Origin of the sequence: Diplocloster modestus (assembly GCF_019042245.1) — a bacterium.
Classification (GTDB): domain Bacteria; phylum Bacillota; class Clostridia; order Lachnospirales; family Lachnospiraceae; genus Diplocloster; species Diplocloster modestus.
The window spans coordinates 35,129-48,209 of record NZ_JAHQCX010000024.1; the positions used below are offsets into that span (position 1 = coordinate 35,129).

The following is a 13,081-nucleotide window of genomic DNA, read 5'->3' on the forward strand; positions in this document are numbered from 1 at the left end:
ATACTCTCCACCTATTCAAAATTCCGCTCAAATCTTTTGGCCAGCGGTTCCTTTGTTTTGACACCGTCCATATAGTCTTTGATCAGACGGGCCGTATTGCCGATGGCATCCTGATACAGGCGGTAAAACAGGCTGACCGCCTGTTCCGCTCTTAGATCGGCCGCGGTTCCCATCATCAGGCCTCCGAATTTGTGATATACCCCGGTGCATTTCATGCCGGTTACCAGGACAAATCGTTTGCCCTTATGTTCTGCAACCAGAAAATTTTTATACCACTTCAGTGCTTTCAATGATTTATGTACTTTTTCCTGCGTAACCCCGGGATAAAACGATGCCACTACAGCCGCGCATGACAGATCCGGATCCATAAATCCGGCCGGCTGATAGGATACCGGGTCCAAACCGTCCCGCGTCATCAGCATCCAATCCAGTTCACCTTCCAGCCCCGCATGGGACAGGCCGGTACGACCGATCTGCTCCTCAACCGCACCGTGGCAGCTGCTGTCCAGCATAAAATGACACAGCAGCCCCATCACATAAGCGCCGTAGGCACTGTCCAGCCCTTTCTCCCGTAATACCGCCTGCGCCGGTTCAAACAGCTGGCGGGCAGGCTCATGATGAATTCTCTCCCCTTCGTCTTTCACCTTATTTTTTGTAAAAGGATAATAGAAAAACAAAAAATCCGGTCCCTGCGCTCCAATCATATATTCATTTTCAAAAGTATCTGTTATCTTCCGATAAGGCGGCTTCAGCCGCTCACGAACCTCCTTTGCAAACGCGTGATGTGTATACATCGCAGGCATAAGTTGTCCTCCTGAATAGGTTCCTACATATTATTATATAGGGTTTCCCCTAATTTGGAAATTAAATTCTCGTAAATAATATGTTTTCTTTTCTACATTTATATAATTCTTTTCTGCATTTATATAATTCACCGTTGTGCTGGATTAAATTCTGGGGTATAATGTGAAATTAAGAGTAAAAAAAGGAAGGGTGCGCTATTATGAAAAGTTATCAGGAAATGAGCAACGATGAGTTATTGGCCCTTAAAGGCGAATTAGAAACAACATATAAAGCTTTCCAGGGGAAAGGTCTGAAACTGGATATGTCCCGCGGAAAACCCTCTACTGAACAGTTAGATCTCTCCATGGGAATGATGGATGTCCTGAACAGCTCAACGAATTTAAAATGTGAAGCCGGGATCGACTGCAGAAACTATGGAGTAATCGACGGTATCCAGGAAGCCAAAGAGCTTCTCGCATCGATGATCGAAGTTCCCGCTGAAAAGATTATAATATTTGGCAACTCCAGCCTGAATGTGATGTTTGATATGGTCAGCCACGCCATGACACATGGTGTTCTCGGAAGCACTCCCTGGGCGAAGTTAGATAAGGTAAAATTCCTCTGTCCGGTCCCCGGTTATGACCGCCACTTTAAAATCACTGAATATTTCGGCATTGAAATGATCAATGTTCCCATGCTTCCTACCGGCCCGGATATGGACCTGATTGAGAAACTGGTCAGCGAGGATGATTCGATCAAGGGAATCTGGTGTGTACCGAAATACTCTAATCCCCAGGGAATCACTTATTCTGATGAGACGGTACACCGTTTTGCCCGTTTAAAACCTGCGGCGAAAGATTTCAGGATCTTCTGGGACAATGCCTACAGTGTTCATCACCTGTACGAAGATGATCAGGATATCCTGATCGAACTGGTTACCGAATGTGAGAAAGCCGGTAATCCGGATATCGTTTATAAATTCACCTCTACTTCCAAGATCAGTTTCCCCGGTTCCGGAGTCGCTGCCATAGCCGCTTCCGATGCGAACTTAAAGGAAATCCGGCAGCATATGACCGTACAGACCATCGGTCACGACAAATTAAACGAACTGCGCCATGTACGCTATTTCAAGGATCTGGACGGGATCACCGAACATATGAAAAAACATGCCGCCAGTATGCGTCCAAAATTCGAGGCAGTTGTGGACACCTTTGAAAAAGAGTTGAACGGACTGGGTATTGGTAAATGGATCCGTCCGAAGGGTGGATATTTTATCTCCTTCGACTCCCTGGAAGGCTGCGCGAAAGCAATTGTTCAAAAGGCCAAAGACGCCGGTGTCGTCATGACGCCTGCCGGCGCAACCTATCCTTATGGAAAGGACCCGAAAGACAGCAATATCCGTATCGCCCCTTCTTTCCCGACTACAGAAGAGCTGGCTCTGGCTACGGAACTGTTTGTCCTCTGCGTGAAACTGGTTTCCATCGATAAGATCCTGGAAAACAGATAATAATAGCGGCCCCGGAATCGGACACATTTGATCACTGTCCTGTTTGATTCCGGGGCCGTATTTTGTCTTTGTTTTGTCTTTGTTTTATCCTTCCTTATAGAATCTCGATCTGGCACATCCTCATCGCTTCCAGGGCATTCTCATGAGATTCAGGGGTTACTCCCGCGCAGCACCCGGAATCTACCATAATCCGGCTCTCCGGCAGATAAGACTTTAAAAGCAGCGCGTTGGAGATGACGCATATGTCCGTGCACAGGCCAATCAGCTCGATCTGATCATATTCCCCACCCGATGCATATTCCGCCAGGGTTAAGCTTCCGAACGCAGGTTTTTCAAATACCACGGATGCATAGGGCGCCAGCTCGCCGGTCAGTTCGAATCCCGCTGTTCCTTTGATACAGTGGGGAACCGGAAGTTTTCTTCCCTCCTGTGTATCCAGATAATCCTGTGTATGGGTATCCATGGTAAATACAATATCATCGCCTGCCTTGTGATAATGCCGGATTTTCTCAAGCACACCGGGAACGATGGCCTGGGCCTGTGGTGTCCCCAAAGCCCCGTCGATAAAGTCCTTTTGCATATCTACTACAACCAATAGCTTGTTCATGTTATCCTCCATTTGTGCGTTTTTCAGCACATATAGGTATGGTGGCCTGTCAAATATAGGGGATCGCTTTTAGCGCAGCGTTTAACTGCTCCATCTGTTGCTGGGTCATCCGGTACTCCTCTGCGATCTCCCGGTTAATCTGTGTGATCGTCATCGGCGCCGCCTGATCCAGCATATCCGGATCGGCCAGCGCAGGAGCCACCTGAAGCAATAACTCTTTTACCTGCGGATTGCCGATCATGCTCTCCACGGTTACATTCACACTATATTCTTTCATATCATCCGCCCGCCTTCTGGCCTTGGAATGCTCCGAAGGGAAGTCTCCCCACAGGTTGTGAAGCCAGCAGATACTTAACTCAAACCATTTGGCGGCATCTTCCTCCACATTCTGTTTAAAGCCGGCGGATGTCAGCGGCTTCGCTAACGACAGCCCATGGCAGCCCTTCTGGAAAATATGGCATTCGAAAGGAATCCGATTGCGGTTCAGCGCATCCAGAAAGCGGACAGAGTTGCTGATCGGCACTACGTCGTCCTCATATGTGGAAAACAAAAAGACAGGCGGGGTTTTTTCATCCACTTTGTCAAGCAGCCCCGGTACCGGAAATACCAGTATCTTCCCCAGACTGTCCAGTGTGCAGGGATAGCCCAGGATCACGGCAGCCGGCCGGATCGACCCCATTGTCCCCAGCGCTGCAGCCAGATGCCCTCCCGCAGAAAATCCAACCGCTGCGATCCGTTTCTCATCCACTTTCCATTCTTCCGCATGAGATACAATCACCTGCATCGCCTCCTGCGCGTCCTCCAGAGGCTGAGGCCAGTGATGTTCCTTTCCCACCGAATAGCAAAGGACGAACGCGTGATAGCCCTGGGCCGCATAGGCCAGCGCCACCGGCTCCGCCTCACGGGCCGACAGGAACATATAAGCTCCCCCCGGAATAACCAGGATTCCGGGCCGCCGCTCGATATTTGACAATTCCGAGTGAACCTCCGGCAAATAGGCGGTCAGGGTTGCCCCCGGATTGGTGGTCAGCTTGATTTCCCGTATATTCATGCTGTTTCTTCCTCTTTTCTTTCTTACTTTAAAATCTGCTGTTCATCTGTTTTTGACTCTTCAGTTTTTGACTCTTCCTACTGTACGACAACAGGATAGTCAGGCTTTCCTATTCGACAAATGAAAACGTAGTTACATCGAATAAACCTCTTGGAGTCACCCGAATCTCAGGGATAACCGGCAGTGCGATAAAGGACAGCGTGACAAACGGTTCCACTCCCTTTGGTACCCCCATTTCATGGGCAGTCTTTGTCATCCGCTGTAACAGGTCGTTTACCTGTTCAAAACCAGCGTCGCTCATTAATCCCATAATCGGCAGCGGAAGTGTATCCACCACTTTTCCACGGGATACAATGGTATATCCGCCCTGCACCCGCTCCAATTCCCTGACGGCCAGCAGCATATCCTCATCGTTATCCCCGATTACAGATATATTATGGGAATCATGGGAGACGGAGGAGGCGATGGCCCCGTCTTGGATACCGAACCCTATCACTGCGCCTATCCCGATTTTACCGGTGGCATGGTGGCGTTCCAGCACGGCCAGTTTATTATACTCCGCATTTTGCTTGAAACAGCCTTCTTCACAGGGCAGGGTACCGTAGAATTTCTTCGTCACGATCTGTCCCGGCAACAGCAAAACTGCGGCATGAGGGGACTCACCAGGTCTGTATCTAAGATCTTCCGGCCGGATCTCTTTTAAATGAACCGTATTCTTAAGCGGATGGTTCGCATCCAGCACCTGTTTATCTACGTTAAATTCTCTGACCGGCACACCTTTATAGTATACATCAGTAATTGCCAGTTCATCCAGATCCTGAAGAATTACGAGATCGGCCTGATAGCCGGGAGCCACCGCACCCAAATGATCCAGTTTATAACACCTGGCCGCCTGAATGGTGGCCATCCTGATCGCCTGAACAGGCGGAATCCCCAGGGATACCGCTTTTTTGATGCAGAAACTGATGTGGCCTTCCCTTCGGATATCCTCTATATGTTTATCATCCGTACAGAATGAAAATCCTTCGGTGGAAACCTTATTTTCCACGATCCCTTTTACCAGGGCTTCCAGATTCCTCGCCGCACTGCCTTCCCGGATATGCACATGCATTCCAAGCCTTCGCTCCCGCATGGCGTACTCGTAATCCACGCATTCATGATCGGTCTGGATTCCCGCCAGTGCATAGGTGTTCAGATCTTTCTCCGAAAGCCCCGGCGCATGGCCGTCTATGGTTTTACCGCGGAACAGATTCAGCTTATCCACCATATCCGAACCGCCGTTCACCACCGAAACATAATCCATCACCTCACCCAGTCCCAAAATCCTGGGATTATTCAGATACTCCTTCATGTCTTCCGCCCGGAAAACGCATCCGTTGTCTTCAAATGCCGTAGCCGGTACGCAGGAAGGCATCATCACATAGACGTTAGCCGGCACATGGGCTGTCGTATTCAGTATATAGTCAATTCCGTCCTTTCCTTTTACATTGGCCGCTTCATGTGGATCTACCACATAGGTTGTCGTCCCCCATGCCACCGCGTTTCCGATCAGTTCCGGCGGCGTCACCATCGTGGATTCCAGATGCAGATGCGCATCGATAAACCCGGGCGCCACATATCTGCCCTCCAGATCTACCTCTTTTTCCCCCTCGTACGATCCGATACCTGCGATATATCCATCCTCGACCGCGATATCCCCGGACAGGATTTCACCGGTAAATACATTGATGATCTTTCCGTTTTTCAGCACCAGTGCGCTTTTTTTACTCCCCATCGCTGTTTCCAATAAAGTTTCATAATTTTTCACAGGTAAGCCCCCTTTCTTTATAAGCACATTGTAATTCATTTTACTGTTCTTATCCAGTATTTTGCAGACTTTTTATGGATCACTCCGTATCTCCCGTACTGCCAGCATTCCTCCCCTCTCTTCTTTTCCGGTATTCCACAACACTTTGAAATCCGCGGTTCTGCGTTGTCCATAGGTGGCGTAGACGATCCGGAAATTGTCACCGGCCCGCTCATAACCGGTCAAAACAAACCAGTGCCAATTGATATCCTCAAATTCCCGGTTTTCATGCCTGAGCATCAGATAAGCCACCGGCATTCCTGCATCCAGGTGCCTGCATACAAAAGCTTCCGCCTCCTCATACCCAGCCGTACCGGATATACTGTCCCAGGACAGGCCAACCCCGCAATCCTCCGCATATCGGTCAAATCCTTCGGTATACATGGACAGCCTGGACACTCCCCCCACTCTGGGATGCAGGTATCTCTTCATTTGCATCCCGAATTCTTCATACTGCTGCGCAGTTACCGGGTATTCATCCGATGGATACAGCCGCTTCCACTCATCTGTCCGCTGTGCCAGATAAATACAGATATCACAGGCCGTGATCGCGGCGCATCCGCCCATCTTCATCAGAAAGTTCCGGAACCGATCCTGATTGCCGCCATATCCTTTTTCCACCTGGATATAGTGTAATTCTATTTTTTGAATATTCATATCGTTGGCTCCTTTCTGCCGCAGCGCGATCCCCGCGGATCGTTTTTTATATCACAGGAGCTCTTTCCTATGATATAAAATGCACGAAAGGACGGCTTGCCGCCGCCCTTCCGGAATTTCATTCTGATTTCCTACTATATGATATGTTCTCTACCGCTGAATGTTTCCAGTCCATTCCTGTAGCTTTTCAAGTATATCCTGATAGATGGTCTCTTTGCATTTCTCATTCAGGATCTCATGGCGCAGGCCTTCATACAGCTTATAAGTGACATCCTGATAGCCAACCTTCTTCATCAGTCCCACCGCATCCAGAAACCGTTCCCTACTGGTCAGGCAGGGATCCTGGTCTCCTGATAAAAACCATACCGGGAGCCCTGGCCGCTCCATCTTCCATCCCTTAGGATCATACACCGTAAGCATGATGTCCAATAGGCTTTCAAAACCGTTCAGTGTGAAAATAAATCCGCAGAGCTCATCCGCATCATAAGCCTTTACATTTTCCTCATTGAGACTAATCCAGGCAAATTCAGAATCGGCCGGTTTAAACGGTGTGTTGAAGGCGCCGAACATCATATGGTTCATCTTCTGGCTTCGGTAACGTTCGCCTTTAAACTTTGCCATCGCGCGCACCATGGCCCTGCCCATATTCGCTGCCGGATTATAACTCGGGCAGCCGCAGACCATCAGGCCGTCCAGCTCCCGGTCATATTTCTTTGTATAGGCTCTGACTGCCAGCGAACCCATACTGTGCCCGAACAGGAAAAATGGAAGATCCGGATACCTCTCCTTCACCCAGCCGGTCAGCTGATGCAGATCCTCCACCAGCGCTTCCCCGCCGTTTTCATAAAAATATCCCAGGTCATCCTTCGTTCTGACACTCTGTCCATGTCCCCTATGGTCATTGATCAGCACCACAAATCCATGCTCACATAGGAACCTGATAAAATCCTCATAACGCTCTTTGTGCTCGCTCATTCCGTGGGCGATCTGCACGATCCCTTTTGCTTTCCCTTCCGGCCTGGCCAGCCATACACTCAAAGATAACTGATCCTGCCCGGATCGTACCGTTGTTTCATCCAACTGCATACTGCCACTTCCCATTCAAGGATTTATTTTCAGACATATCTCCTGACAGAGATAATCGTCTTGTAGGTCGCACTGCTGATCTTGATTCCGCTGCTGGGTGTACTGGCATGAACGATCTGGCCTCCGCCTATGTAGATTCCCACATGTCCCCCGTAATACAACACATCCCCGGCCTGGATATCATCGAAGGAAACTGCGCTTCCTCCAGATCCCTGCGCTCCTGAGGTACGTGGCACTGAAATACCGAAATTATTATAGACCGCCCATATAAACCCGGAACAATCCGCTCCGTTTGTCAGGCTTGTCCCACCGAGAACGTAGGGACGGCCCACGAATTGTAAGGCAAAATTCGCGATCTGGCTTCCCATTCCGCTGCCGGACGCGGAAGGTTTGGAACCGCCCCCGGAACCGGATCCGCCTCCGGAGCCATTTCCTCCGCCCGAGCCTGTACCCTGGCCTGTGTTATTGTTCTGCTGAGCGGCTGCCGCTGCTGCTTCCTGACGCTTGCGTTCCTCTTCTATCTTCTTTAACTGGTCATTTTGCTGTTGAATCAGGCTCTGATATTCTTTTGCCTTCGCCTTGGCATCTGAGAGCTGCGCCTCATAATTACCGGCCGTAGCCTTCTTCTGATCCAGCATTCCCTGCAGTTCAGCCTGTTGGTTCTGATAATCCTGCTGCATTTGTTCCAGCTCTTCTTTTTCATCCTGCAACTGTTCACCCAGGCGCTTTACTTCCTCGGTGATCGCTTTGTAATCTTCTAACTTCTGCCGGTCGTAATCATACATCTGATTTACATAATCAGCTCTATTCAGCATATTGGAAATACTGTCCGCCTGGAGCAGCACCTCCAGCATCATCGTATCCCCCTGCTCGTACATATATTTGATACGCTGTTTCATCGCCTCGTACTGACGGTTCTGTTCTTCTACCGCATTTTCATAATCGATCTGAGCCTGCTCGATCTGAGCTTCTTTTTCCGCCAGATCATTTTCCAGGATGCCCAGCTCTGTCAGTACCTGTACCAGCTGCGAGTCCAGCGCATTGATTTCCGACTGTAACTTTTTCTTCTTATTTTCCAGATCATTGATGCTCTTGTTCGTTTCATCCAGTTTACTCTGGGTCTGCTGCTTTTGCTGCTTCACCTGAGATGAATTCGTTGCATTCACCGGCAATACCACCAGTGCGCACATGACTATAACCAATCCCAATCCGATTATTCTATTCTTTTTCACCGGCCGCTCCTCCCTTGTGGATTTCCTATCTTTTTTATTATAACTGGTTTACCATAATTTGTACAGTTTTCCTGACAAATTTCGATATACTTTTTTATCGCTATGAGCACTCAGCGGCTGTTTTTTCACTATTTTGACAATCATTCAGGTTTTTCAGAAATGGAAGTATAATCCGGTATAATTTTATCGAATGAACCACATAGCTTCCATGGTTTTCCCCTTTGATGATCTTTAACGCTCCATGTCTCATATGTGCCGCGATTCTCTTCGTATGCTGCAGCCGAATGATATCTTTTTCCCCTGCGGCCACCAGCACCGGTATCCGGATCTGTTGAAGCTCCGGCCCCGGAATATGAGGTTCCCTCAGCATCATCCCGATCAGCTTATCCCCGGTAACCGCATACACCAGACGAAACCAAATCCGATACCTTCCCTTTAAACCATCCGGTGTTATATTAGCCCCGCAGGAAATCAGCCCAGCCAGTAACGACGGATAACGCATGGCAATGAGAATCCCCGTAATGGCTCCATCGCTGAAACCGCAGATTACCGGTTTTTTTATCCCCAGCTTCCGGATAAAGCACACCACATCCTTGGCCATCAGGGAATAGCTCAGATGCTCGGACGCAGAACTCTCACCGTGACAGCGGCTGTCTAACGCGTACACCGTATAATCGGAAGTCAGTTTTTCTATCGTTTCCCGGAAGATCGTGTGGTCCTCCCCGTTACCATGAAGAAAAATGACCGGACTGCCCGTTCCTGACTTTTCATAAGCCAGTTCGATCCCGTTTACTTTGATTTTCATATGTATCGCTCCTTATTCCCCGACCCTTTCACTTTACCGTAAATAAAATGGAACGTCAATATCCGCTTGTTCATTATTAAATGGGATATATTTCCAACAGAGAGGCCGAAACGTCTCCATGTTCATTTCTTTTGGATTGTGATATAATGATAGGGCTTTACACATTGAGCAGTACAAGAAGAGGTGTTTTTATGAAGCGGTGCATTGCTTATACTGGGATAGTCTGAAAAGAATAAAATAGAAAGAAGGAGCTCATGATGGCTATTCCAGATAGTAATAAAATTTATCCGCGGGTCAAAGATGCACAGATCGTTTACCTGAAAAATGTGATTGATCATGCTAATATTGAAGTAGGAGATTTTACGATTTATAACGACTTCGTTCAGGATCCGGGGGATTTTCAGAAGAATAACGTATTGTATCACTATCCGATCAACAACGACCGGCTGATAATCGGTAAGTTCTGCTCGATCGCCTGTGGCGCCAAATTTTTAATGAACAGCGCGAATCACACGCTGAACTCTTTATCAACTTATACGTTTCCATTGTTTTATGATGAATGGGCGCACAAAATGAGTCCAGTGGAGGCCTGGGATAATAAGGGGGATATTGTAATAGGTAATGATGTCTGGATCGGCTATGAAGCCGTGATTCTGGCAGGTGTTACCATCGGGGACGGTGCCATTATCGGTACCCGCGCTGTCGTCACGAAGGATGTCCCTCCTTATACGATCGTGGGAGGTGTTCCTGCGAAACCGATCCGGCAGCGTTTTTCACCGGAGATCATTGACAGGCTGCTCGCTTTAAAATGGTGGGACTGGCCCGTTGAGAAAATATCAGATCGTATAAAGTCTATTCAGGCCGGCGATTTGGATGCTCTGGAGTAAGGGGTAATACGATAGGGCTGTGATAACGATTCGGTCTAACCGGCCGGCTTTTAATATCTGACCTACATTTGCAGATATAGATACCTCTTATAAAATCCCGCCGCTATGATTCCAATGTAGGCCAGGGCAATATAAATCCATGGTTCCAGCTTTCTTATTTTTATTTCCCATGTTTTGTTTGGAATGATTCGAAAGCAGAGACAGAACTCTTTTTGCAGATTGCCGGCCAGTCTGTAGGCCCCATACCCGATCAGGGCACCCAGCGAATTCAAAAGTACATCATCCACATCTGTACCGCGGATTAAAAACAGCTGTGTACATTCGATCAGCACCGACAGACCTGCTCCTGCGGCCAGGGTCTTCCACCACTTTGCATATTTTTCCCACAGTAACGGCAGTAAGAAGCCCAGTGGGCAGAATAACAATACATTGCCGATTACATTGATCAGTGCGAACTTGATCCCTTCCCATCCGTCCGCTGTCAGAAAAAGATCCAGGATTCCCCAAAGCGGTATCACATTTATTTCCTCTATTCGAATATCTGTATGGAATCCACTGAGCGGAGAGATTCCTGTTATTTTGAATACCACATATACACATAACAGAAAACAGATGCTTCCCATTCCGTGTAAAATTAAAGTCCTTTTTCTATCTTGCCGCATTTGCTATACCTCCATCTTCCTTGCGGATTTCCAAGCGCTGCTGTTTAATAGTATCATACACGTACGGGCTTAGGAAATCTTTAATGATATCTGAAGATTCCATTAAGCTTACGAACCTTTTCCTCCTCTGCGGAGCGTTTTTTATTTCACAGGAGCACTCTCCTATGAAATAAAAAAGGACCTGAGAGGATTCGGGCGGTTAAACAGTAACCGCACAACTCCTTCAGGTCCGTATTCTCTTCTCTGTCTTACTGAAGCATCGCCAGCCGCTCGTCAATAATAGAGGCCCAGACTTCCTTATTCTTGGAACCTACTACCGGTTCTCCTACTTGATTACCGTCCTTATTGAAGAAATAGGTGGTCGGTACGCCCACGATATCCATCAGGCCTGCCTGCAGAAGATCTGCGGAGGGAATCAGGTGCAGATAGTTGGCACCGGTTTTTTCCGCTATTTCTTTTGCCAGATCCACCTGTTCCTGATATATGCTCATATCCTGGTTCAGGGTGTCAAAAGCCACTCCTACAATCTGCACGTTCTGATCTTTATACTCGGTTGACAGTTCACCCAATTCGGGCATTTCCCGGATACAGGGATCGCAGAAAGTCGCCCAGACATTCATCATGGTCAGATCCGCATCGGCGAATATGTCCTGGGTTACTTCATTTCCATCCAGATCGGTTGTGGTGAAATTCTGAAAACTGGCTGTCTGCGCGTTATCTTCAGATCCTTTGGCCGCATCTGTGGTTCCGGGGGTTACCTCGGCCTTTGTTTCATCCTCCGGTACTGCTGTCTGCTGGTCTTGCGCGGGACTTGCCGCTGGTTCCTGTGTGTTGGCAGCTGAGGGCGCTTTGCTGTCTTTCGTCTCATTTGTACTTCCACATGCAGTCAGTGACAATGCCAGAATGAGACCTATGGTTGCCATAATTATTCTTTTCTTCATTTACGCTTCCTTTCCGCAGGAACCTGATCCGTTCCTGTCAGCCTGAGGCTTTCTGTTTTTTTCTCTTTTGTAACTCCTCATCGATGATAGCTATGGTGATTTTCTTCAGGGATTCCATACAATTCTGATTCAATGTCTGGTATATATCATCCATCACTACCGCCATGCCGGACGCGATCATACACTCCACATCCGGATCCCCGGACCGATAGGATGAATCTACCGCTTTAATCTCAAGGGCTTCACAGATATCCGCCAGATTCACCCTGTTCGGATCCTTGGCGAAATAGTATCCGCCGTCGATGCCTTCCTTGGTAAGCACCAGATTTCTTTTCTTAAGCTTTGCCAGAACTTTACGCACTCTTGCAGGATTTGTGCATACATTTTTAGCCAGTACCTCGCTGGATACCGTCTCTTTCATGTGATTTAAAAAAACAAGTGAATGCACTGCCACCGCAAATTCTCCCGTCATATCGATTCCTCCTAGTTTTCACTGACTATATCATAGGGCCAGTCCACGATTCCACCAATATCATAAACCGACGTGTAGCCAATGTCCACTAATTTTTCTGCAGATGCTTTACTTCTCACTCCGGTTCTGCAGTATACCAGAATGGGTTGATCCAGATCCGGAAGCTGTTCCGGCTGCTCATCCGTGATGGTATCTAATGGAATCAAGACCGCGTTTCCGATGTGCTTTTCATCGTATTCATCCTGCCTTCTGACATCCACGACCACCAGATCATCCTGGGTATCCATCATCTCTTTTGCCTCTTCCGGCGTTATTTTCTGATAGTTGGCCTTTTCAGGACTTTCCTGGTTCTCCGGCTGTTTTGAACAGCCATATAAATAGAATGCCGAAAGAAACAATAAACCTATGATCCATATTTTCCTCATATGTGGCCCTCATCATCTTTCATTTTGTAACTGTAATTATGACAGTTACAAATAAGTTTGTCAAGTCCCTCCTCTAATTTTCTCGTTTACTTTTTCATTTCCACTTTCCCTATATCAGCG

Annotated in this window: 14 protein-coding genes; 2 read left to right on the plus strand and 12 right to left on the minus strand. The window is 48.0% G+C overall.

The genetic code is table 11. The features are described from left to right. Positions 1-11: 11 nt before the first annotated feature. Positions 12-803 (minus strand): zinc dependent phospholipase C family protein, encoded by a 792-nt coding sequence (locus tag KTH90_RS22775; protein WP_158352277.1) that lies wholly within the window; start codon positions 801-803, stop codon positions 12-14. 200 nt (positions 804-1,003) lie between these two features. Here KTH90_RS22775 and KTH90_RS22780 point away from each other — a divergent pair, with 200 nt between their 5' ends. Further along, positions 1,004-2,290: a PLP-dependent aminotransferase family protein gene (locus KTH90_RS22780; protein WP_158352278.1), complete on the plus strand. Its 1,287-nt coding sequence runs from the start codon at positions 1,004-1,006 to the stop codon at positions 2,288-2,290. A 94-nt stretch (positions 2,291-2,384) separates the two neighbouring features. Here the strand turns inward: KTH90_RS22780 and KTH90_RS22785 are convergent, their stop codons facing one another. The 7 genes from KTH90_RS22785 to KTH90_RS22815 all read right to left on the minus strand — a co-directional run bounded on the left by KTH90_RS22785 (position 2,385) and on the right by KTH90_RS22815 (position 9,574). Then, the gene (locus KTH90_RS22785; RefSeq protein ID WP_158352279.1) at positions 2,385-2,897 is read right to left on the minus strand and encodes a cysteine hydrolase family protein; all 513 of its coding nucleotides are present in this window, start codon (positions 2,895-2,897) and stop codon (positions 2,385-2,387) included. 49 nt (positions 2,898-2,946) lie between these two features. After that, positions 2,947-3,948, minus strand: coding sequence for an alpha/beta hydrolase (locus KTH90_RS22790; protein ID WP_158352280.1), 1,002 nt, complete (start codon positions 3,946-3,948; stop codon positions 2,947-2,949). 109 nt (positions 3,949-4,057) lie between these two features. Then, complete coding sequence (ade, locus tag KTH90_RS22795) at positions 4,058-5,755, minus strand: adenine deaminase (RefSeq protein ID WP_330656168.1); 1,698 nt, start codon at positions 5,753-5,755, stop codon at positions 4,058-4,060. A gap of 72 nt (positions 5,756-5,827) precedes the next feature. Continuing rightward, a complete protein-coding gene (locus KTH90_RS22800; protein WP_158352282.1) occupies positions 5,828-6,451 on the minus strand; it encodes a cysteine peptidase family C39 domain-containing protein in 624 nt (207 codons plus the stop codon). A 150-nt stretch (positions 6,452-6,601) separates the two neighbouring features. Continuing rightward, entirely contained in the window at positions 6,602-7,537 is a 936-nt protein-coding gene (locus KTH90_RS22805; protein ID WP_158352283.1) for an alpha/beta hydrolase, read from the minus strand. A gap of 29 nt (positions 7,538-7,566) precedes the next feature. Beyond that, a complete protein-coding gene (locus KTH90_RS25210; RefSeq protein WP_158352284.1) occupies positions 7,567-8,769 on the minus strand; it encodes a C40 family peptidase in 1,203 nt (400 codons plus the stop codon). A gap of 100 nt (positions 8,770-8,869) precedes the next feature. Next, positions 8,870-9,574 (minus strand): alpha/beta fold hydrolase, encoded by a 705-nt coding sequence (locus KTH90_RS22815; RefSeq protein WP_158352285.1) that lies wholly within the window; start codon positions 9,572-9,574, stop codon positions 8,870-8,872. A gap of 263 nt (positions 9,575-9,837) precedes the next feature. Here KTH90_RS22815 and KTH90_RS22820 point away from each other — a divergent pair, with 263 nt between their 5' ends. Beyond that, positions 9,838-10,461, plus strand: a complete 624-nt coding sequence (locus KTH90_RS22820) for a CatB-related O-acetyltransferase (protein WP_334300921.1) — start codon at positions 9,838-9,840, stop codon at positions 10,459-10,461. 62 nt (positions 10,462-10,523) lie between these two features. Here KTH90_RS22820 and KTH90_RS22825 read toward each other — a convergent pair whose 3' ends face one another. The 4 genes from KTH90_RS22825 to KTH90_RS22840 all read right to left on the minus strand — a co-directional run bounded on the left by KTH90_RS22825 (position 10,524) and on the right by KTH90_RS22840 (position 12,961). Then, entirely contained in the window at positions 10,524-11,123 is a 600-nt protein-coding gene (locus KTH90_RS22825) for a VanZ family protein (RefSeq protein WP_158352287.1), read from the minus strand. A gap of 248 nt (positions 11,124-11,371) precedes the next feature. Further along, positions 11,372-12,064, minus strand: coding sequence for a TlpA family protein disulfide reductase (locus KTH90_RS22830; protein WP_238727519.1), 693 nt, complete (start codon positions 12,062-12,064; stop codon positions 11,372-11,374). 37 nt (positions 12,065-12,101) lie between these two features. Then, positions 12,102-12,536 carry an RrF2 family transcriptional regulator gene (locus tag KTH90_RS22835; protein ID WP_158352288.1) on the minus strand — a complete coding sequence of 145 codons (435 nt, stop codon included), beginning with the start codon at positions 12,534-12,536 and terminating at the stop codon, positions 12,102-12,104. Positions 12,537-12,547: 11 nt separating this feature from the next. Further along, the gene (locus KTH90_RS22840) at positions 12,548-12,961 is read right to left on the minus strand and encodes a rhodanese-like domain-containing protein (protein ID WP_158352289.1); all 414 of its coding nucleotides are present in this window, start codon (positions 12,959-12,961) and stop codon (positions 12,548-12,550) included. Between the last annotated feature and the right edge of the window lie 120 nt (positions 12,962-13,081).

Excerpts from the sequence above, each read along its gene's own strand:
- KTH90_RS22780 (WP_158352278.1), top strand. The coding sequence starts at position 1,004 with ATGAAAAGTTATCAGGAAATGAGCAACGATGAGTTATTGGCCCTTAAA.
- KTH90_RS22835 (WP_158352288.1), bottom strand. The coding sequence starts at position 12,536 with ATGACGGGAGAATTTGCGGTGGCAGTGCATTCACTTGTTTTTTTAAAT.
- KTH90_RS22830 (WP_238727519.1), bottom strand. The coding sequence starts at position 12,064 with ATGAAGAAAAGAATAATTATGGCAACCATAGGTCTCATTCTGGCATTG.
- KTH90_RS22790 (WP_158352280.1), bottom strand. The coding sequence starts at position 3,948 with ATGAATATACGGGAAATCAAGCTGACCACCAATCCGGGGGCAACCCTG.
- KTH90_RS22785 (WP_158352279.1), bottom strand. The coding sequence starts at position 2,897 with ATGAACAAGCTATTGGTTGTAGTAGATATGCAAAAGGACTTTATCGAC.
- KTH90_RS22840 (WP_158352289.1), bottom strand. The coding sequence starts at position 12,961 with ATGAGGAAAATATGGATCATAGGTTTATTGTTTCTTTCGGCATTCTAT.
- KTH90_RS22805 (WP_158352283.1), bottom strand. The coding sequence starts at position 7,537 with ATGCAGTTGGATGAAACAACGGTACGATCCGGGCAGGATCAGTTATCT.
- KTH90_RS22800 (WP_158352282.1), bottom strand. The coding sequence starts at position 6,451 with ATGAATATTCAAAAAATAGAATTACACTATATCCAGGTGGAAAAAGGA.
- KTH90_RS22775 (WP_158352277.1), bottom strand. The coding sequence starts at position 803 with ATGCCTGCGATGTATACACATCACGCGTTTGCAAAGGAGGTTCGTGAG.
- KTH90_RS22825 (WP_158352287.1), bottom strand. The coding sequence starts at position 11,123 with ATGCGGCAAGATAGAAAAAGGACTTTAATTTTACACGGAATGGGAAGC.
- KTH90_RS22815 (WP_158352285.1), bottom strand. The coding sequence starts at position 9,574 with ATGAAAATCAAAGTAAACGGGATCGAACTGGCTTATGAAAAGTCAGGA.